The organism is Methylococcus capsulatus (assembly GCF_036864975.1).
Taxonomy (GTDB): domain Bacteria; phylum Pseudomonadota; class Gammaproteobacteria; order Methylococcales; family Methylococcaceae; genus Methylococcus.
In genome coordinates this window covers 2,665,872-2,684,149 of the sequence record NZ_CP104311.1, presented here as the reverse complement: position 1 = coordinate 2,684,149, position 18,278 = coordinate 2,665,872, and the positions used below count along the sequence as shown (strand labels likewise).

Here is an 18,278-nt window from a genome sequence, read left to right as displayed (position 1 = left end):
CCGCACTTTCCGCATTCGCCATGTCCGCTGACCTGAAACATACCCAACTCGCCGACTGGCGCCAGCGCGCTCTGGCCTTCGAACGTGAAGTCTGCAAGGCCGTGATCGGGCTGGACCGGCCCATCCGCCATATCCTGATCGCCGTCTTCGCGCGTGGCCATGTGATGCTCGAAGGCGACGTGGGCGTCGGCAAGACCACCCTGCTGAGGGCCGTGGCCCGCTGCCTGGGCGGCGCCTACGAACGGGTCGAAGGCACGATCGACCTGATGCCGAATGACCTGGTGTACCACACCTACATCAACGAACACGGCAAACCACAGGTCGACCCCGGCCCCGTCCTCAAGCACGGTGAGGATCTGTCGGTGTTCTTCTTCAACGAAGTCAACCGCGCCCGCCCGCAGGTGCATTCGCTGCTGCTGCGGATTATGGCCGAACACGCCGTGAGCGCTTTCAACCGCGAGTATTTTTTCCCCTATCTGCAGATCTTCGCCGACCGCAACCGGGTGGAGAAGGAGGAAACTTTCGAGATCCCCTCGGCGGCGCGCGACCGCTTCATGATGGAATTGCACATCGAGACGCCGGCCGACCCGGCGTTGCGATGCGCCCTGATGTTCGACCCGAAGTTCCACGACGTCGACCGCCTGCTCGATACCTTGACGCCGGGCCTCCTGCCCTACCGTGAAATCCCGCAGATCGCGCCCGTCATCCAGCAATCGGTCATGGCCAGCGAGACCCTGCAACGGTATGCACTGGACCTGTGGGAAGCGACCCGCCACCCCGCCGCCTACGGCCTCAAACTGGGGGACGTCGACATGGACCGGCTGATTCTGGCCGGAGCCAGCGCCCGCGGTGTAAGCATGATGATGCGCGCCGCCCGGGTCGCCGCCTGGCTCGACGGGCGCGACTACCTCGTGCCAGAGGACATCCATGATGTATTCCGCGAGACCATCGGCCACCGCATATTCTTCAATCCGGTATACGAACTGCGGCGGACGGCGCTGATCGACGAACTCCTGGACGGCATCAGGCAAAGGGTCGCTGCGCCATGATCCCGGAGTTCCACTACCGGGTCCGCTGGCGCGCCGGCGGAGCACATCCGGGCCACCACCCCAGCCACCAGACCGGAGGCGGCTACGAATTCGCAGGGCACCTGCCGTTCACGGCTTTCCCGGACCCGCGCAACATCGATCCCCATGCCACCTTGAATGATCCCTTCGGGCGGCTCATGGTGAAGAGCTTCCGCCAGCGCAGCGCGATCCCGGTGTTCGTCCTCGCGGACCTCTCGGCGTCCATGGGTTTCGCCGGCAAAGGGCGGACGCTGGTGGAATTTACCGCTGCCGCGGCTTATTCCGCCTACCGCAGCGGCGATCCTTTCGGCCTCATCGTCTGCGGTGAGACCATCCACTGGGATCTCAGCCTGCCGCTGCGCTGGCACAAGGGTGGTTTGCCCGCTGCCACGGCCGAACGTCTCGCCAGCGTCCGGCCGAGCGCCCGCAATGCCATGGCGCTGGCGCAGGCCGTTCCCCATCTCGGCCGCGGCAGGGCACTGGTGCTGTTGGTGTCCGATTTCCACCTGGATGATCCTTTCCTGGAATTGCTGCTCGACGCCTTGCGTCCGCACGACGTGGTGCCCGTCGCCGTGTGGAGCCGGGCCGAATACGAGGCGCTCCCCGACTGGGGACTGATCCATCTGCGCGACCCCGAGAGCGGCCGACGGCGGCGCTTGTTCATGCGTCCTGCCCTCAAACGGCGATTCCGGGATGCTTTCCAGGCGAGGCGGGATCGCCTACGGGAATTGGCAGCCCGCCACGGCACCCGCGAGCCCTTTCTGCTCGAAGACCGTTTCGACGCCGACGCGTTGACCCGGTATTTCTACGAGGCATGAAAGGCGGCCTCATGCGCAAGTTAACCCTGCCGCTCGCCAGTTTGCTCGCCGTCGTCGTGACCTTCGCATGGGTGTTGAGGGCGAACGACCGGACCGTGCCAGCGAGGTTCGAGAGCCAGGATGGCCACACCGCTACCCATACGATGGGCGACCTGATCACGCGCGATGTCGTGGTCTCTATCCACGGCGGCCAAATCGACCCCGCTTCGCTCCCCGTTCCCGGTCCGATCACTGAGTGGGCGGAGATTCGTAAGGTGGAAACCGACTCGGCCGACGATCGGACACGAGTCCGCATCACCTATCAGGTCTTCTATGGTGTGCGCGGGCCGGAAACCGCCGAGCTGCCGCCGCTGAGGCTGCGTGTCACAGACGCAGGCGGTTCGACCCTCGTCGAAGTGCCGGCACTGCCGGTCAGCTTCATGCCGCTGATTCCGCCCGGCATCCCCGACGAGAAAGTGACCATCCGAGCCACCCGGCCGGCAGAACGCCGGCCGTTTGCGCCTTACGGGCGATGGCTGAGTCTCGGAGTGGGCTTGGGCGCTGTAGCCGGCTTTTACCTGCTGTGGCTGCGCGGTCTACTGCCGTTATTCTCCGGGCCCCTGCCATTCCGCCGCGCCTGCCGCGAATTGCAGCAGCTGGTAAATCAGCCTTCACCGGGCCGGGCCGCCTGCCTCATCCTGCACCGGGCGCTGAATGAGACCGCCGGCGCCGCTGTGTTCGCCAACGGTCTGGAAGCCTTCCTCACCCGCCATCCGGAATTTGCCGACCTTCGCGAGCTGCTGGACAAGTTCTTTGCCCTGTCACGCCAGCTATTCTTTGCGGAAGGCTCCGATGACGGGGTCTACGCATTTTGCCTGAAACTTGCGCGCCAGGCCAGGCGCCTGGAGAGGCGGAGGTCATGAGCTTCGGATTCACTTCCCCCTGGTGGCTGCTGCTCGGCACCGGCGCCCTACTGCCCTGGCTGCAGGCAGGCCAGCCCACGGTCGGCTATTCCTGCGCGGCCATGATTCCGGAAGACCGATTGTCCGCCGCTATCGACCGAGGACTGCGCGCCCTCACCTCACTGGCGCTGCTGGCACTCGCCGCCGGTATCTCTGGCCCTTACGCTCTGGAGCAATGGGAGGAGCGGCTGGGCACCGGCGCTCACATCGTCCTGCTCATAGACCGCAGCAGCAGCATGAACGAGAATTTCTCTGGCCGCTATCTCGGCGGCACTGCCGGCGAGTCCAAGAACGCCGTCGCCCGCCGGCTGCTCGCAAACTTCGTCCGCCGGCGCGGCGACGATCTGTTCGCCATGGTGGCCTTCAGCGCTGCACCGCGCTATGTGATGCCCCTGACCCAGGACCGCGAGGCCGTGTTGGCCGCCATAGAGAGCGTCGGCGACCGCGGCCACGGTATCACGAACATCGCACCGGGGCTGGCCATGGCATTGGATTTTTTCAAAGGCAAGCCCGCGACCGGCGCCCGTATCATCCTGCTGGTCTCCGACGGCGCCACCCGCATCGAGGAAGAATCGCAGGACTTGATCCGGCAATGGTTCCAGGACAGCCAGGCGCGGCTGCACTGGATCTATCTCCGCAGCAAGAACAGTGCTCCGCTGGAACGCCCACCCACAGGGGCCAGCGAGGACGCCTCGCCCGAATACCTGCTGCACCAATACTTCCAGAGTCTTGGAGTGCCCTACACGGCCTACGAGGCGACAAATCCGCAGGCAGTGGAAGAGGCCATTGCCGATGTCGGACGGCTGGCCAACCAGCCCCTGCGCTATCTCGAGAAGGTGCCCCGCCAGGACCTCTCCGGATGGTGCTACGGCTGCGCCCTGATCCTGCTCCTACCCCTTCTTGTCGCCAAATCCCTGGAGGTGCGTGCATGGTGATGCAGGCTAAACTGCGCGAAAGTGCCGCATGGGGGCTCCTTGCCCTCAGTTTGGGATTGGCCGGATGGGCCGGTTACCACCTGTTCGTCGTGGCGCGGGAGAATGCGGCCATCGACGATCCCCGGCACATCATTCCGGACGAGGACACGGCGCCGGAAGTGATCCTGGCCAAGGCGCAGACGCTGGACCTCGGGGGCGATTACCAGGAAGCGTTGCGGCTCTACCACACGATCCGGAACGATCCATCCCCCGCATTTCGGCAACGGGTTCACTACAACATGGGCACAATCTACTTGCGGGAGGCGGCCAGTCTATGGAACTCGCGCGGAGTGCTGGAGTATGCGCGCGTCAACGCCCTGGTGGCGCTGGCCAAGGAAAATCTCAAAGAGGCCTTGCGGCTGAGGCCGGACGACCAGGATGCACGGTTCAATCTGGAATACGCCTTCCGTATCACGCCGCCGCCCAAGGAAAAGGAAAAGGCCAACTGGCAGGGCACCAAGTCCTCCGTGTTCTCTACCCTGCCCGGTATCCCTGGGGGTGGTCCATGAAGCCGCGCTTCGGCCGGTCATTCGCGGGGCTGGCGGCAGCCGCCGTACTCACCCTGCTGGCCTGGGCCGATCCCCGGATTCCACTGGAACAGCCGGTGTTCCGCTACCTGTTCGTGCTCGACATCACCCAGAGCATGAACGCCCGCGACTATCATTTCGAAGGACTACCAGCCGACCGGCTGAGCTTCGCCAAGGCCGCTATCCGCCGAGCCATCGCCGATTTACCTTGCGGCTCACAAGCCGGTCTCGGTCTGTTCACCACCCAGAACGTGGAACTGCTGTTCGAGCCGCTGGAAGTCTGCCGCCACGCCGGGGTGATCGAAGACGTGCTGGAGCATATCGACTGGCGCATGGCCTGGGCCGCCGACAGTTTCATCGCCCAAGGCATCAATGCCGCGCTGCGTATCGTCAAGAAACGCGATCCGGTTCCGCGGCTGGTGTTCCTCAGCGATGGCCAGCAGACGCCGGAGGATCCGGTCAGACCGGAGCTCCAGGTCAAGCCAGGTGAAGTCCAAGGGCTCATCGTCGGCGTCGGCGACACCAAGCCGGTACCGGTGCCACGCCTCGATCGGGAAAACCGGCCGCTGGGATTCTGGGAAAAGGCCGACATCCTAGCCCCGGTAACCACCACCGCTTACCTCGACGCTTCCGCCGATACCACCCATCGGCGCGGAAACGACGGCAGTCTGTACCTGTCCTGGCTACACGAGACGGAACTCAAGGATTTCGCCAACACTGTCGGATTGGGCTACCTGCGGCTCGACACGCCGGAAGGGCTGAGCCTGGCGCTGCGCGATCCGGCGCTGGGCGAACTGCGCGTCGTACCCACCGGCATCGGCTGGATGCTCGCACTCATCGCTTGGCTGCTGGTAATCTGGCCACATCTCGTTCCTGACCTGAGAGTCCGCCATGTCCCTGGCTAAGCTGCTGATCACCCTCGGACTCGGTATCGCCGCCCTGGGCGCGCTGCTGCATCTCGCGCCCGGTCTGTTCGGCTGGTTCGGCCGGCTGCCCGGCGATATCCGGCTGGGCGATGAAAACCGTTATGTTTTCATTCCGATCACTTCTATGATCGTGATCAGCCTCATCATCAGCCTGATATTGAACCTGTTCTTCCGACGCTGAACAGCCTCCGCCGGGGGAACATGGGCTGAATCCACTCCCACTGCCCCCCTACGACCATGACCGATACGCAAAACGCCGACCTACCCCGCCGCATCCGCAGCTTCGTGCTCCGGCAAGGCCGCATCACCGCCTCGCAGAAGAATGCCCTGGAAAACCTATGGCCGCGCTATGGCCTGGATCCGGAAGCGCCGTTCGACCCCGCAGCCGTATTCGGCCGAAGGGCGCCGCTCACCCTGGAAATCGGGTTCGGCAACGGCGAAAGCCTGGCGGCGATGGCCCAGAGCCTGCCGGCAGAGGACTTCATCGGCGCGGAAGTCCATCCTCCCGGCATCGGCCATCTGCTGATCGAGCTGGAGCGGCGGGGGCTGGACAACGTCCGGGTATTCCGGATCGATGCGGTCGAGCTGTTGGAGAAATGCATCCCCGAAGGCGCTCTGGCGCGGATCCTGGTGTTCTTTCCCGATCCCTGGCACAAGCAGCGGCACAAGAAACGCCGCCTCATCTCGCCGGAATTCGCCCGGTTGGCCGCCTCCCGCCTGGCTCCGGGAGGCGTGTTCCATGCCGCCACCGACTGGGAGGATTATGCGATGCAGATGCTGGAGGTATTGAACGGCTGCGAGCCGCTGGTAAACCAGGCGCCGGACGGGCGCTTCAGCGAACGCCCCGGGTACCGCTCGCTGACCAAGTTCGAACAGCGCGGTCAGCGGCTGGGACACGGGGTGTGGGATCTGGTTTACCGGCGATCCTGAACCGCTCCCTCCGTGGACAACCAACCAATGCCCTTCGGTCTCGATCGCCCGCCAGAACCGCTGGTAGAAATCGCTGTCATGACGCCCGGACTGGAGAATCCTGGGTGTGCGTCCGAGCGCCTCTTCGGCACTGTAGCCGGTGATGGTTTCAAAGGCGGGGTTGAGCTGCAGAACCCGGGGCTAGGCGTCGGTGATCAACACCGCATCGCGAGTATGCTGGAAAGCGGTTTCGACCAGGCGTAGCTGCGCCATCGCCTTTTCCCTGTCGGTCACATCGTTCAAGGAGAACAGCAGACATTCGACCTCGCCATTGCCGTCGAGAACCGGCACCAGGGTCCAGTCCCAGTAGGTGACACCCCGGTCCGGCTGATCCGGAAATGTGAAAGGGCGCGCAAAAACTCCGACCGGGCCGTCAGCTCCGCACGACCTCCTCGAAGAGGAACCGGGTATCCGAAGGATATAGTTCGAAATGGTTGCGGCCTTCGAACTCGGCAGCATCCCGGCGGCAGGCCCGCGCATAGGCGGGATTGACACGGATGAAATAGAACCGTGGATCCAGCACGACGAGGCACGAGACACTGTATTGGAAGACCATTTCCACCAGTTTGAGCCGCTCTTGCAATGCTGCTTTCAGCCGCTCCATTTCCGTGATGTCACGAATGATAGCGGACACCCCGGCCAGGCGGTTTTCGGCGTCGAAAAGCGGTGAAACCGTGAGTGATATCGGGAAGTCATGGCCGTTCTTGTGCCGGTCCCGGCTCTCGAAGCGGACGACCTCATGCTCATGGATGACCTGCCGCAATATCCGCCCTGGCTCGCCCTGCTTTTCGAACGACGGCAGAACAGTGGCCGGCTGTCCCACGATCTCGTCCGCCGCATAGCCCCACATCCGCTCCGCCCTTTGTTCCAGGTGCAGATCCTGCCCTGGAGATCGATGACGATGACAGTGTCACCGGTCGATTCCACGATGGCAGCGAGTCGGCGAAGTTTCTCTTCGGTTTCGTGAAAGGAAGTGATGTCCCATACCGTCCCCACCGATCGCAAGGGCCGCCCATCGTCGCCGTAAAAGGTCTGGCACCACTCGCGGACATGTTTGACACGGCCGTCCGGCATGAGCGGCCGATGGACGATTTCGTAGGGCTGCCTGTTGGCGACCGAGCGGCGGTAGGCCGCATCCACCCTTGTATGTTCTTCCCTGAGCCACGGAGGTATGAATAAGAGGTTCGGAGGAAGATAGATCGTTGACCCTCGAAGCCGAGAAATTGAGCTTGTGGGAGAGCGTGGATCGTCTTTCTTCTTTTGTTGGCAGAGCCCGAACAGTTGCTGGGACGGAAGTCCGAATTTTTACAAGGTGGGGTGTGTACGACATGAATAACGAAGAGCGATTTGCCGGGGTGGATGTATCGAAGGCGTATTTGGATTTGGGAGTCAGTCCCGAGGGCGGGGTCGAGCGTTTTAGCAATGATGAGGCAGGGGTCACGGCACTGATCCAGCGACTCCTCACGCTCCAACCGGCGTTAGTCGTCTTGGAGGCGACCGGGGGACTCGAAACCTTGCTCGCGGCTTCCGGTCGAGTGGCCGGACTGCCGTTGGCCGTCGTCAATGCTCGCCAAGTGCGTGACTTCGCCAAGGCCACCGGCCGGCTCGCGAAAACCGATAAGCTGGATGCCCTGGTATTGGCCCATTTCGCCAAGGCCGTGCGCCCCGAAGTTCGCGCCGGCCGGACCGAGGCAGAGCAAGCCTTGGTGGAACTGGTCGCCCGGCGACGGCAATTAGTGGAGATGCGCGCCCAAGAGAGAACCCGCTTGGCGATGGCCGGCTCACGGCAAAAACAGGGCTTAAAGGAGCACATTGCCTGGCTGGACGAGCATATCGCTCGACTCGACGGGGATTTGAAAAACCGGCTGCGCGAATCGGACATTTGGAAAACCCGAGTCGACCTGCTCCAAAGTGCACCGGGCGTAGGCCCCGTGACGATGCTCACGTTGCTGTCGTATCTGCCAGAACTCGGCAAACTCAACCGGCGCGAGATCGCTGCCCGGGTGGGATTGGCGCCGTTTAATCGGGACAGTGGCTTCCAGCGAGGACGGCGGAGGATTTGGGGCGGACGAGCGGAAGTGCGCTCGGTGCTGTACATGGCGACCTTGGCCGCTACCCGAGGCGATAATCCCATCGCCACCTTCCATCGTCGATTGGTCGAAAAAGGCAAACCGGCCAAGGTCGCTTTAACGGCGGCCATGCGTAAGCTCCTCACCAGCCTGAATGCCATGCTGAAACAAAATAAACCTTGGTCATGCCCACAAATCGCTTGACCTCCAACACAGTTGCTCTCCCTATCGTCGGGATGCACGAGGGCGAGAAACGCCTCGTAGGACGCCCCGAATCGCGCGAGATCAAGCTCGAAAATACGGAAAACCTGATCCGACCATTCCAACCGGTCTTCCACGAGATCGAGTTCCCAGCTGCCGAGATTGCCCACCCGCTGCGCCTCGCGCAGATGGTGAGTGCTCCGCCGCAGCGCCGACTCGACCCGCTTGCGCGCGGTCGAGAATGCGCAGGCCAGCGCCATCATGACCAGCGCAATTGCAAAACCAAAGATCAGGTAATCCATTTGCCGTTGCCGTTCGGACCCCGGCCACGCGCCTTCTGCCCCGGCACGCCTCCCCGCACGTCCCGATTTCTTGCCAGCCTCTTCGGGGGAAGAGACGTTCTTCTCCACAGCCGGCACAGAACCGGCCAGTACTGCGTCAGTTCAAAAGCACTGCCAGATGCTGAAGTGGTGGCAGGAACAGCATCCTGACCAACTGGATGCCGATCAGCGGCAGGAGGGGGGAGAGATCGAGTCCGCCGGTGGGCGGCAGCAAGCGGCGGCTGCGGCGCAGCAGCGGCTCGGTCAGGCTGGCGAGAAGGGCGGCGGCCGGATGGTAGGGCATCCGGCCGAACCAGCTCAGCAAGGCACGGGCGATGATGCAGAAAAAAAAGATGTTGAGGACGAGATCGAGCAGATCGTGAACCGACCACACCGCCAGGGCCGCAACCGAAATGGCGGTAGTGCCCTGCAGCAAAAACACCAGATAGCCCGCCACCATCTGCAACGCCAGCATCAGCACCAGCGAGGCGGTATCGACCCGGCCGATGGCCGGAATGAAACGCCGCAGCAGCCGAAGCGGAGGATGGGTCACCTTGACCAGAAATTGTGATATGGGGTTGTAATAGTCCGCTCCGGTCCATTGCAGCAGAAACCGCAGGAGAACGGCGAGAATGTACAGGCCGAACAGGGTTTCCACCAGAAACACCGCCGGATTGACGAGATAGCCCAGGTCCATCGCTCAAGCCCCCAGTTCCCGCGCCAGCTCGATCGCTCGGGCGTGGGCGGCCGCCACGGCATCCCTCACGATCTCATGCAGCCCCCGCTCCTCCAACACGCCGATGGCCCGCTCGGTCGTCCCTTTGGGAGAGGTCACCCGCTGCCGCAGTTGGGCTGGGCCTTCTTCGGACTCGATGGCGATACGGGCGGCCCCGAGCGCCGTCTGTTGCACCAACAGGCGCGCGGTCTCGGGATCGAGACCCAGGCCGGTCGCCGCATTTTCCATCGCTTCCATGAGCAGAAAAAAGTACGCCGGTCCACTCCCGGAAATCGCCGTGACGGCATCCAGTGCTTCCTCCCGCTCGACCCATACGGTCACGCCGACGGCACGCAGGATGCTCTCGGCTTCGCTGCGCTGGGCCGAGGTCGTCTTTTCGTTCGCATGCAGGGCGGTGGCGGAACTTTTGACCAGCGCTGGGGTGTTCGGCATGCAGCGGACGAGGGACTGTCCGCCGCCCAGCCAGCGGTCGATGACGGACTCGCCGACGCCGGCCGCAACCGACAGGATCAGCGGCCGGGTTTCCGCGACGATGTCCGCCACACCTTCTGCCACTTCCCGCAGAATCTGCGGTTTCACGGCCAGCACCAGGATTTCCGCCAGTCTCGCCACCCGCCGGTTGTCTCCGCTCACGTTGACGCCGAATTTCAACGAAAGCGCGTCCAGCTTGGCCTCATCCACGTCCGACACCCAGATATTGCGGGCCGGATAACCGTCAGCCACCAGCCCTCCCACCAGGCTCGAGGCCATATTGCCGGCCCCGATGAACCCAAGCATTTTGTGTTTCACTATCCCGCCCCTCCCAACTGAAAAATTTTGATTATCATAATTTACTGTCTGCCGCGCCGGAATCCTAAGCTCGTCCCTTGGCACGCGGGCGGCGGCCGAAAATCGAAGTTCCGATGCGCACCAGGGTCGCCCCTTCCGCCACTGCCGCCTCCAGGTCGTTGGACATACCCATGGACAGCGTATCGAGTCCCGGTATCCCGAGACGTTCCAGCAGTTCCCGCAAACGGCGGAATGCGGCATGTTGCGCTCCCACCTCGGCGGTCGGCGCCGGAATCGTCATCAAGCCCCGGAGCCGCAGGCGAGGCAAGCCGGCGACCGCATGTGCCAGCCCGGCCACATCGGCCGGAGCCACGCCGGATTTGGTCGACTCCCCGCCGATGTTGACCTGGATGCAGACATTCAATGGCGTCATGGATTCCGGGCGCTGGTCACTGAGGCGCTGGGCGATTTTCAGGCGGTCGATTCCGTGCACCCAGTCGAAGCGCTCGGCGATGGGCCGGGTCTTGTTCGATTGGATCGGCCCGATGAAGTGCCAGAGGATGTCGAGATCGGCCAGGGCATCCTGTTTCTCCATGGCTTCCTGCAGATAATTTTCGCCGAACTCCCGCTGGCCCAATCCATAAGCCGCGCGCAACACCGTGGCGGGCTGGGTTTTCGAGACGGCCAGCAGCCGCACCGAGCCCTCCGGACGGCCGCATGCCTGCTCCGCCGCCCGGATTCTCCGTCGCACGGCCTGTAAATTTGCCTCGAGCTCCAGCATTACATACACCGTTAGCTATACTTTTGCGCTTTCGGATTTTACCCGACTGGCCCGATGGATATCGCCGAACTGCTCGCCTTCTCAGTCAAGAACAAATCTTCCGACCTGCACCTTTCTTCCGGGCTGCCGCCGATGATCCGCGTCGACGGCGACATCCGGCGCATCAACGTGCCGCCGCTGGAGCACAAGGAAGTACACGCGCTCATATATGACATCATGAACGACAAACAGCGGCGCGACTTCGAGGAGTTCCTGGAAACCGATTTCTCATTCGAACTGCCGGGTGTCGCCCGTTTCCGGGTCAATGCCTTCAACCAGGACCGCGGCGCGGCGGCTGTGTTCCGGACCATCCCTTCCAAAGTCCTCACGCTGGAGGAACTGGGCTGCCCGAAGTTCTTCCAGGACGTCACCCGCCAGCCACGCGGCCTGATCGTGGTCACCGGACCGACGGGTTCGGGCAAGTCCACCACGCTGGCGGCCATGATCGACTACATCAACTCCAACGACTATTCCCACATTCTGACCATCGAAGATCCGATCGAGTTCGTCCACCAGAGCAAGAAATGCCTGATCAACCAACGCGAGGTGCACCGCAACACCTTGGGCTTCAACGAAGCCCTGCGCTCGGCCCTGCGCGAAGACCCGGACGTGATCCTCGTGGGCGAAATGCGCGACCTGGAAACCATCCGCCTTGCGCTGACCGCGGCCGAAACCGGACACCTGGTGTTCGGCACTTTGCATACCAGTTCCGCCGCCAAGACCATCGACCGCATCGTCGACGTGTTCCCGGCCGCCGAGAAAGACATGATCCGCTCCATGCTGTCGGAATCGCTGCAGGCGGTCATTTCGCAGGCCCTCGTCAAAAAAGTCGGCGGCGGCCGGACGGCGGCCTGGGAGATCATGGTCGGCACTCCGGCCATCCGCAACCTGATCCGCGAGGCCAAGGTGGCCCAGATGTATTCGACGATCCAGACGGGCCGTAAGGACGGCATGCAGACCCTGGATCAGCACCTGCAGGAACTGGTGGAGAGAGGGATCATCACCCGTCAGGTCGCCCGCGAAGTCGCCGTCAACAAAGCCGCGTTCTAGCACCAGAGCCCGCCCATGGAATTCGAGTCACTGCTCAAGCTGATGGTGCTGAAAAAAGCATCCGATCTCTTCATCACTGCGGCCAAGGAACCCTGCATGAAGCTCAACGGCAACCTCGTACCGCTGGCCAGCACCAAACTCACCAGTGAACAGGCGCGCCAGCTCGTCCTCGGCATCATGAACCAGCGCCAGCGCGACGAATTCGAGAACACCAACGAGTGCAATTTCGCCCTCTCAGCGGCCGGACTGGGCCGGTTCCGGGTCAGCGCCTTCGTCCAGCGGAACAGCCCCGGCATGGTGCTACGCCGGATCGAGACCGAAATTCCCACAGTGGAGCAGCTCAACCTGCCGCCCATCCTCAACGATCTGGTGATGGCCAAGCGCGGTCTGATCCTGTTCGTGGGCGCGACCGGCACCGGCAAGTCCACTTCGCTGGCGGCGATGCTCAAGTACCGCAACGAGCATTCCAGCGGCCACATCATCACCATCGAGGATCCCCTGGAGTTCGTCCACCCGCACGCGGGCTGCATCGTCACCCAGCGCGAGGTCGGCATCGACACCGAATCCTACGAAGTCGCACTGAAGAACACCCTGCGGCAGGCGCCAGACGTGATCCTGATCGGCGAGATCCGCACCCGTGACACCATGCAGCAGGCCATCACCTTCGCCGAGACCGGTCATCTCTGTCTGAGTACCCTGCATGCCAACAACGCCAACCAGGCGCTGGACCGCATCCTCCATTTCTTCCCGGAAGACATGCATCCGCAGCTGCTCATGGATCTGTCGCTGAACCTGCGCGCGATCATCGCCCAGCAGCTCGTGAAACGCGCCGACGGCAAGGGGCGCTATCCGGCGGTGGAAATCCTGATCAACACGCCCCTGGTCTCCGACCTGATCCGCCAGGGAGAGATCCACAAGCTCAAGGAGGTCATGAAGCAATCGCGCGAACAGGGCATGCAGACCTTTGATCAGGCGCTGTTCGAACTGTTCAAGGCGGGCCGGATCGGCTACGAAGATGCCCTCTACTCGGCCGATTCCAAGAACGAAGTCCGCTTGATGATCAAGCTCAGCGAAGAAGGCAGCATCGACAAATACGCGCCCACGGACGCATCGATCCAGATCGTCGACAACTGAATAGCAGAAGTGGCTGGTACGATCCGCCGCGGCCCCTATTTGCAATGCTCTGGCTTCTCGGCATCCTTGGCGGCCTGATGGACCATCTGGTCCAGGCTCATGCCCGATCGGGGGGTGAGTACGTCGCCACCGGTGGCCTTCGCGATGCAGCCGACTGCGCCGTCACCGACGATGTCCACCACGTTGATCTTGAGTTTGGGCTTGGCGGCTTTGACCGCCGAGGCGATGGAGCAGGGATCCGCATTGCAGCTGTCCTTGCCGTCCGACACGACGACCATGACTGCCGGCGCCCGCACACCGTCCACCTTGTTTGCCGCCTGCACGATGCCGTTGCCCAGCGGCGTGCCCTTGCGCGGAATCAGGCCGTTGACCCGCTGCAGGAGCTGCCCCCGGCGGGAGCCATCGTACATCCCGTAATCGGATGCCTGCGGGCAGTCCTCCAGGACTACGAGGCCGACGTCGACGTCGCCTGGCAGGCCGCTGACCACGTTGTTGACGGCCCGCTGGGCGGCCATCAGTCGGGTCGGGCCGCGGCCGCCCTGAATGATCGATTCGTAGACGCCGATGAGGTCCGCACAGACCACCGGGGCGAGCAGTCCACTGTCCAGCATGCAGCGCTCGAAGCGGGCGATGAGCTGGGCACTGTTGCCATCCAAAACAGATGGAATGCGCATGCTGCCGGAAGCGTCGAGCACGATTGCGACATCGGGCGCATCCTCCGGCGGACGCTCGCCGGGACAGGGCGGCAGGCCGCCCGCCGCCTGGGCTGGCCTGGGCGAGCCTTCCGGAACAGGCGAAACGGCGGCCGGCGAGGTCGTTTCGGCAGTCTTGATGGGCGGCTGCTTGCCGCAGCGGTTCAGCTTGGCGGCGAGTTTGGCTTCCACAGCGGTCAGCTTGGTGCGCAGTCTGGCCGACTCGGCCAGTTCGCCGCTCAGTTTGGCGCCGCCGCACTTCCCCAGCGCGGCTCTCAGGTTCCGCTGCAGACCGGCGAGCTCGATGTTCAGTGCGTCGCGTTCCTTCGACAAAGCGTTGACCGCTGCCTCACCCCGGCAGTTCTCCAGGCCTCCGGCCAGCTCTGCCGCCAGCGCTTCCAGCTTTCCCGCCAACAGTTCTCCTTCCCGCGCCAGCGCATCACGCTGGGCTTCAAGCGCACATCGGCCCAGGGCCCGCGCCAGATCGGACTGGCGTGCGAGTAGGACACGCCGCAGATCATGGCCGGTCTCCCTTTCGGCAGCGAGCACGGCGGCATAGTCCGGACCCCACGGGGGCCAGCGCCACCAGTCGAAACGGAGACCGGCCCACCCCAGACCGGCGGCCAGAATCAAGCCGGCCAGGTCCCGCCACAGCCGGCGGAAAAGCTTCGCCCACGAGCAGTCGGAAGGCAAAACGGGACGCTCAGGCTGTGTCGTGGTGCCATAGCCCCAGAACGTCAATACCGGCTGGCCGTCGACCACGTAGACCGCGGACTCATCGGGGAACCCCGCCGCCCGGCGCATCGCGTCGGCCAGATCAGGATCGACGGCAGCCAGCCGCTGCGCCAGCACCGCCATGGCCTGGATGCGGTCCTGCAGCAGATTGCGCGTACGTCGCAGGGCTTCCCCGGACAGAGAACGCAGCGGGACGGGCTGGCCCGCCAGCCCGGTGTACCAGTCGATCCATGCGCCATCCCCGCTCGGCACGGGCTCAGCCAAGAGAGTCGCGGCGGCGGGGGAAAGATGGCGCCGCAACGCATCGCACAGCCGGGCGTGCAATACTGCATCGGGCCGGCCAGAGGGCGGATGCGGATAGGCGGCGGCGCGGGACCGGCAAATGCGCAGACGGCTCATCCGCGCCGCTTCAATGAAGTTGACCAGCATTCCGGCTTTGATGCGACATCGCCCGGCAACGCAGATGGACGCGGAGGCGACGATAGGTTTCGGCGTCGACGCTGTCCCTGAACACCGGAACTACGACCCTGCCGCTTTCGGTCGAGAAATGCAGCACCACGCAGAGCGACGAAGCGAAACTCGATCCCCTCAGCTTCGCCGGGATCGCTTCTCCACCAGAAGAAATCACGCTCCAGGCACCCGCGCCATCGAAGCGGGCGCCGATACCCGGGCCACCCTGCAGGAACACGAGGTACCCTGCCAGGCACAGAGTGAACCCCAGCCTGACCAGCAGCGGAACATCCGCGATCCAGATGCCGTAGCAAGCCAGCAGACCGACGGCGTGGACGGCCAGTGAATGAATCCGCGACGGGGTCGGCTCCACGGTCAGCATGCTGCATATGCACCGGTGGCGAGAATGCGAAGTTTGGCCGCCAGGGCGGCCAGCGCCGGATCTTCGGGACAGGCGAGGCCGGTCAGGCAGCGCCAGAGGTCGGCGTCCGGCATATCCAAAAGGCATTCGAACGCCTGCCGCTCGGCGTCGTCGGCTTGCTGGTAAGCAACGTCCACATAGAGTGTGAGCATCCGATCCAGTTCGGCCATCCCCCGGCGGCAGCGCCACAGCAGCCGACCCTGTCCGCTCATTTTTGCCGCTCGACCAGCAGCTTCTTGATCTCGGCGATCGCACGCGCCGGATTGAGGCCCTTCGGGCAGGAATCGGTGCAGTTCATGATGGTGTGGCAGCGGAACAGCTTGAAGGGGTCTTCCAGCGCGTCCAGGCGTTCTCCGGTAGCTTCGTCCCGGCTGTCGGCGATCCAGCGGTACGCCTGGAGCAGGGCGGCCGGCCCCAGGAAACGGTCGCCGTTCCACCAGTAGCTGGGGCAAGCGGTGGAACAGCACGCACACAGGATACATTCGTGCAACCCATCCAGCTCGGCCCGCTCCGCCTTGCTCTGCAGGCGCTCGCGATCCGCGGGCGGCGGGGTCTGGGCTTCGATCCAGGGTTTGATCGAGGCATATTGGGCGTAAAAATGGGTCAGATCCGGCACCAGATCCTTGATGATCGGCTGGTGGGGCAGCGGGTAGATCCGGACCGGCTCGCTGCAGTCGTTCAGCGGCTTGATGCAGGCCAGCGTGTTGCGCCCGTCGATGTTCATGGCACAGGAGCCGCATACGCCCTCCCGGCAGGAACGCCGGAACGCCAGGGTGCTGTCGATCTCGTTCTTGATCTTGATCAGAGCGTCCAACACCATCGGACCGCAGCGGTCCAGATCGACGTGGTAAGTGTCCAGGCGAGGATTGCCCCCCGTATCGGGATCCCAGCGGTAGACTAGGACGACCTTCACCCGTCGCGCACCTTCCGGCGCCGGATAGGTTTTGCCCCGCTCAACAACCGAATTCTTGGGCAGCTTGAACAAGCCCATGGCGTCGCTCCCAAAGGTTTTGACAAAAGAATCAGCCCGCACCGCCAGCCGGCACGCTATGGATACCCCCGGAAGTCAGGGTCGCCGGATCAAGCAGATGCTCCAGTTCGCCGCGATCCAGACCGCTCATTTCAACGGCCACCTCCAGGATCGGCCGCCCCGTCCGATAAGCGGTCTTGGCAATTTCCGCCGCCTTCAGGTAGCCGATGAGCGGGTTGAGCGCGGTCACCAGGATCGGATTCGTTGCCAGAGCCCGACGCAGATTATCCTCGCGCACCCGGAAATCGGCGATGGCTTTATCGGCCAGCAGGCGGGCAATGTTGGCTAGCAGCTCGATGCTCTGCAGCAGGTTGTAGGCGATCACCGGCAGCATCACATTGAGTTGGAACGAACCCGACTGCCCAGCCACCGTGATAGTGGCATCGTTGCCGATCACTTGCGCCGCCACCATGCAGGCAGCTTCCGGAATCACCGGATTGACCTTGCCCGGCATGATGGAACTGCCGGGCTGGAGCGCAGGCAACTCGATCTCGCCCAGGCCGGCGAGGGGGCCAGAATTCATCCAGCGCAGGTCGTTGGCGATCTTCATGATGCCGACGGCGATGGTCTTGAGCTGGCCCGACAGTTCCACTGCCGCGTCCTGGCAACTCAGGCTCTCGAAGAATGAATCGTTCGGCCGGAACGGCAGGCCCGTGGCATCGGCCAGAGCTTCGGCAAAGCTGGAAGCGAAGGCCGGATCGGCGTTGATGCCGGTGCCCACGGCCGTACCACCCTGCCCCAATTTGTAAAGCCGCGGCAGGCTCGCCCGCAGCCGGTCGACGCCGTTGGCGATCTGCAGCGCCCAGCCCGAGAGCTCTTGCTCCAGCCGCACCGGCATGGCGTCCATCAGATGGGTCCGCCCGGTCTTGACCACCTTCGGATGCGCTAAGCCCTTGTAGCGTATCGTCGCCGCCAAGTGTTCCAGCGCCGGGATCAGCTGTTCGTTGACTGCCAGCGCGGCACTGACGTGAATCGCTGTGGGGATGACGTCATTACTGCTCTGGCCCATGTTGACGTCGTCGTTGGCACTCACCGGCATTCCCGAGCGCCGGGAAGCCAGGGTCGCCAGCACTTCGTTGACGTTCATGTTGGTGCTGGTGCCGGAACCGGTCTGAAACACGTCGACCGGGAACTGCTCGGCATATGCCCCGCCAATGATCTCCTCGGCCGCAGCCATGATCGCCTTGCCCTTGCCTGCATCCAAATACCCCAGCGCCATATTGACCCGAGCCGCACATTGCTTGATCCGGGCGATGGCGCGGATGAACGCCGGCGGCAAAACCAGCCCGCTCACTGGAAAATTGTCAATGGCACGCTGAGTCTGGGCCGCGTAGAGCGCGGAAACCGGAACCCGCAGCTCACCCATGCTGTCTTTCTCGATGCGATAGCCGTCGTGGCTCATGATCTCTGTTCCCCCTTCGATTCAGTCCTGCCGGATAAGACTCCGGCATCCAGTTCCCAAAGCTTGCCCCAGACTCGATCCGGGAGATGGGAAGTATGCCGGAGCGACGTTGCGCTGTATGGTGCGTAGATTACCGAGCTTGCCTTCCATGACCGTGGGCTCCGGTTTCCCGGCCGGAGCGAGGTCCGTTATGTCCAGGATTCCCCCTACCTTCTTGGAACCGCACTG

Annotated in this window: 21 protein-coding genes and 1 pseudogene; 11 read left to right on the top strand and 11 right to left on the bottom strand. The window is 63.5% G+C overall.

The annotated features are described in order from the left end of the window. Nucleotides 1–20 precede the first annotated feature (20 nt). From N4J17_RS13160 to trmB, 8 genes are read left to right on the top strand one after another with little or no spacing between them, the layout of a single operon-like run. Nucleotides 21–1,049: an AAA family ATPase gene (locus N4J17_RS13160; RefSeq protein WP_198321883.1), complete on the top strand. Its 1,029-nt coding sequence runs from the start codon at nucleotides 21–23 to the stop codon at nucleotides 1,047–1,049. Further along, a complete protein-coding gene (locus N4J17_RS13155; RefSeq protein ID WP_198321882.1) occupies nucleotides 1,046–1,885 on the top strand; it encodes a DUF58 domain-containing protein in 840 nt (279 codons plus the stop codon). The genes N4J17_RS13160 and N4J17_RS13155 overlap by 4 nt, the downstream gene beginning before the upstream one ends. A gap of 11 nt (nucleotides 1,886–1,896) precedes the next feature. Then, the gene (locus tag N4J17_RS13150) at nucleotides 1,897–2,787 is read left to right on the top strand and encodes a hypothetical protein (RefSeq protein ID WP_198321881.1); all 891 of its coding nucleotides are present in this window, start codon (nucleotides 1,897–1,899) and stop codon (nucleotides 2,785–2,787) included. Continuing rightward, nucleotides 2,784–3,761: a vWA domain-containing protein gene (locus tag N4J17_RS13145; RefSeq protein WP_198321880.1), complete on the top strand. Its 978-nt coding sequence runs from the start codon at nucleotides 2,784–2,786 to the stop codon at nucleotides 3,759–3,761. Before N4J17_RS13150 ends, N4J17_RS13145 begins: the two co-directional genes overlap by 4 nt. Then, nucleotides 3,761–4,309 (top strand): MxaK protein, encoded by a 549-nt coding sequence (locus tag N4J17_RS13140; RefSeq protein WP_277458200.1) that lies wholly within the window; start codon nucleotides 3,761–3,763, stop codon nucleotides 4,307–4,309. The genes N4J17_RS13145 and N4J17_RS13140 overlap by 1 nt, the downstream gene beginning before the upstream one ends. After that, nucleotides 4,306–5,232: a VWA domain-containing protein gene (locus tag N4J17_RS13135; protein WP_198321878.1), complete on the top strand. Its 927-nt coding sequence runs from the start codon at nucleotides 4,306–4,308 to the stop codon at nucleotides 5,230–5,232. Before N4J17_RS13140 ends, N4J17_RS13135 begins: the two co-directional genes overlap by 4 nt. Then, nucleotides 5,219–5,434 (top strand): DUF2905 domain-containing protein, encoded by a 216-nt coding sequence (locus N4J17_RS13130; protein ID WP_198321877.1) that lies wholly within the window; start codon nucleotides 5,219–5,221, stop codon nucleotides 5,432–5,434. The genes N4J17_RS13135 and N4J17_RS13130 overlap by 14 nt, the downstream gene beginning before the upstream one ends. Nucleotides 5,435–5,490: 56 nt before the next feature. Then, nucleotides 5,491–6,183: a tRNA (guanosine(46)-N7)-methyltransferase TrmB gene (gene trmB, locus N4J17_RS13125; protein WP_198321876.1), complete on the top strand. Its 693-nt coding sequence runs from the start codon at nucleotides 5,491–5,493 to the stop codon at nucleotides 6,181–6,183. Nucleotides 6,184–6,267: 84 nt separating this feature from the next. On the opposite strand, the pseudogene N4J17_RS13120 reads toward trmB, so the two are convergent. The 3 genes and pseudogenes from N4J17_RS13120 to N4J17_RS13110 all read right to left on the bottom strand — a co-directional run. After that, nucleotides 6,268–6,327: pseudogene (locus tag N4J17_RS13120) on the bottom strand (hypothetical protein); the annotation flags it as partial. Nucleotides 6,328–6,363: 36 nt separating this feature from the next. Next, nucleotides 6,364–6,513 carry a hypothetical protein gene (locus N4J17_RS13115; protein ID WP_232470251.1) on the bottom strand — a complete coding sequence of 50 codons (150 nt, stop codon included), beginning with the start codon at nucleotides 6,511–6,513 and terminating at the stop codon, nucleotides 6,364–6,366. An 82-nt stretch (nucleotides 6,514–6,595) separates the two neighbouring features. Beyond that, nucleotides 6,596–7,072: a PAS domain-containing protein gene (locus N4J17_RS13110; protein ID WP_232470250.1), complete on the bottom strand. Its 477-nt coding sequence runs from the start codon at nucleotides 7,070–7,072 to the stop codon at nucleotides 6,596–6,598. A gap of 478 nt (nucleotides 7,073–7,550) precedes the next feature. Here N4J17_RS13110 and N4J17_RS13105 point away from each other — a divergent pair, with 478 nt between their 5' ends. Then, entirely contained in the window at nucleotides 7,551–8,495 is a 945-nt protein-coding gene (locus N4J17_RS13105) for an IS110 family transposase (RefSeq protein ID WP_198324346.1), read from the top strand. Nucleotides 8,496–8,930: 435 nt separating this feature from the next. Here the strand turns inward: N4J17_RS13105 and N4J17_RS13100 are convergent, their stop codons facing one another. The 3 genes from N4J17_RS13100 to N4J17_RS13090 all read right to left on the bottom strand — a co-directional run bounded on the left by N4J17_RS13100 (nucleotide 8,931) and on the right by N4J17_RS13090 (nucleotide 11,097). Continuing rightward, nucleotides 8,931–9,509, bottom strand: a complete 579-nt coding sequence (locus N4J17_RS13100; protein WP_198321629.1) for a YggT family protein — start codon at nucleotides 9,507–9,509, stop codon at nucleotides 8,931–8,933. 3 nt (nucleotides 9,510–9,512) lie between these two features. Beyond that, complete coding sequence (gene proC, locus N4J17_RS13095; RefSeq protein ID WP_198321628.1) at nucleotides 9,513–10,337, bottom strand: pyrroline-5-carboxylate reductase; 825 nt, start codon at nucleotides 10,335–10,337, stop codon at nucleotides 9,513–9,515. Nucleotides 10,338–10,401: 64 nt separating this feature from the next. Beyond that, nucleotides 10,402–11,097 (bottom strand): YggS family pyridoxal phosphate-dependent enzyme, encoded by a 696-nt coding sequence (locus tag N4J17_RS13090; RefSeq protein WP_198321627.1) that lies wholly within the window; start codon nucleotides 11,095–11,097, stop codon nucleotides 10,402–10,404. A 54-nt stretch (nucleotides 11,098–11,151) separates the two neighbouring features. Between N4J17_RS13090 and N4J17_RS13085 the strand changes: the two genes are divergently transcribed. Together N4J17_RS13085 and N4J17_RS13080 are read left to right on the top strand one after the other, a co-directional pair. Beyond that, the gene (locus N4J17_RS13085) at nucleotides 11,152–12,186 is read left to right on the top strand and encodes a type IV pilus twitching motility protein PilT (RefSeq protein WP_198321626.1); all 1,035 of its coding nucleotides are present in this window, start codon (nucleotides 11,152–11,154) and stop codon (nucleotides 12,184–12,186) included. Between the two features lie 15 nt (nucleotides 12,187–12,201). After that, complete coding sequence (locus tag N4J17_RS13080) at nucleotides 12,202–13,320, top strand: PilT/PilU family type 4a pilus ATPase (protein ID WP_198321625.1); 1,119 nt, start codon at nucleotides 12,202–12,204, stop codon at nucleotides 13,318–13,320. 35 nt (nucleotides 13,321–13,355) lie between these two features. Here N4J17_RS13080 and N4J17_RS13075 read toward each other — a convergent pair whose 3' ends face one another. Genes N4J17_RS13075 through N4J17_RS13055 form a run of 5 tightly spaced genes read right to left on the bottom strand, consistent with a single transcriptional unit; the run spans nucleotide 13,356 to nucleotide 18,050 of the window. After that, on the bottom strand, nucleotides 13,356–15,176 hold the full coding sequence (locus N4J17_RS13075; protein WP_232470184.1) for a VWA domain-containing protein: 1,821 nt from the start codon (nucleotides 15,174–15,176) through the stop codon (nucleotides 13,356–13,358). Beyond that, nucleotides 15,157–15,579, bottom strand: a complete 423-nt coding sequence (locus N4J17_RS13070) for a protein YgfX (protein WP_198321624.1) — start codon at nucleotides 15,577–15,579, stop codon at nucleotides 15,157–15,159. Before N4J17_RS13070 ends, N4J17_RS13075 begins: the two co-directional genes overlap by 20 nt. Continuing rightward, entirely contained in the window at nucleotides 15,573–15,830 is a 258-nt protein-coding gene (locus N4J17_RS13065; RefSeq protein ID WP_198321623.1) for a succinate dehydrogenase assembly factor 2, read from the bottom strand. Before N4J17_RS13065 ends, N4J17_RS13070 begins: the two co-directional genes overlap by 7 nt. Beyond that, nucleotides 15,827–16,609, bottom strand: coding sequence for a succinate dehydrogenase iron-sulfur subunit (locus N4J17_RS13060; RefSeq protein ID WP_198321622.1), 783 nt, complete (start codon nucleotides 16,607–16,609; stop codon nucleotides 15,827–15,829). The genes N4J17_RS13065 and N4J17_RS13060 overlap by 4 nt, the downstream gene beginning before the upstream one ends. A 31-nt stretch (nucleotides 16,610–16,640) precedes the next feature. Then, entirely contained in the window at nucleotides 16,641–18,050 is a 1,410-nt protein-coding gene (locus N4J17_RS13055; protein WP_198321621.1) for a class II fumarate hydratase, read from the bottom strand. Nucleotides 18,051–18,278: the final 228 nt, after the last annotated feature.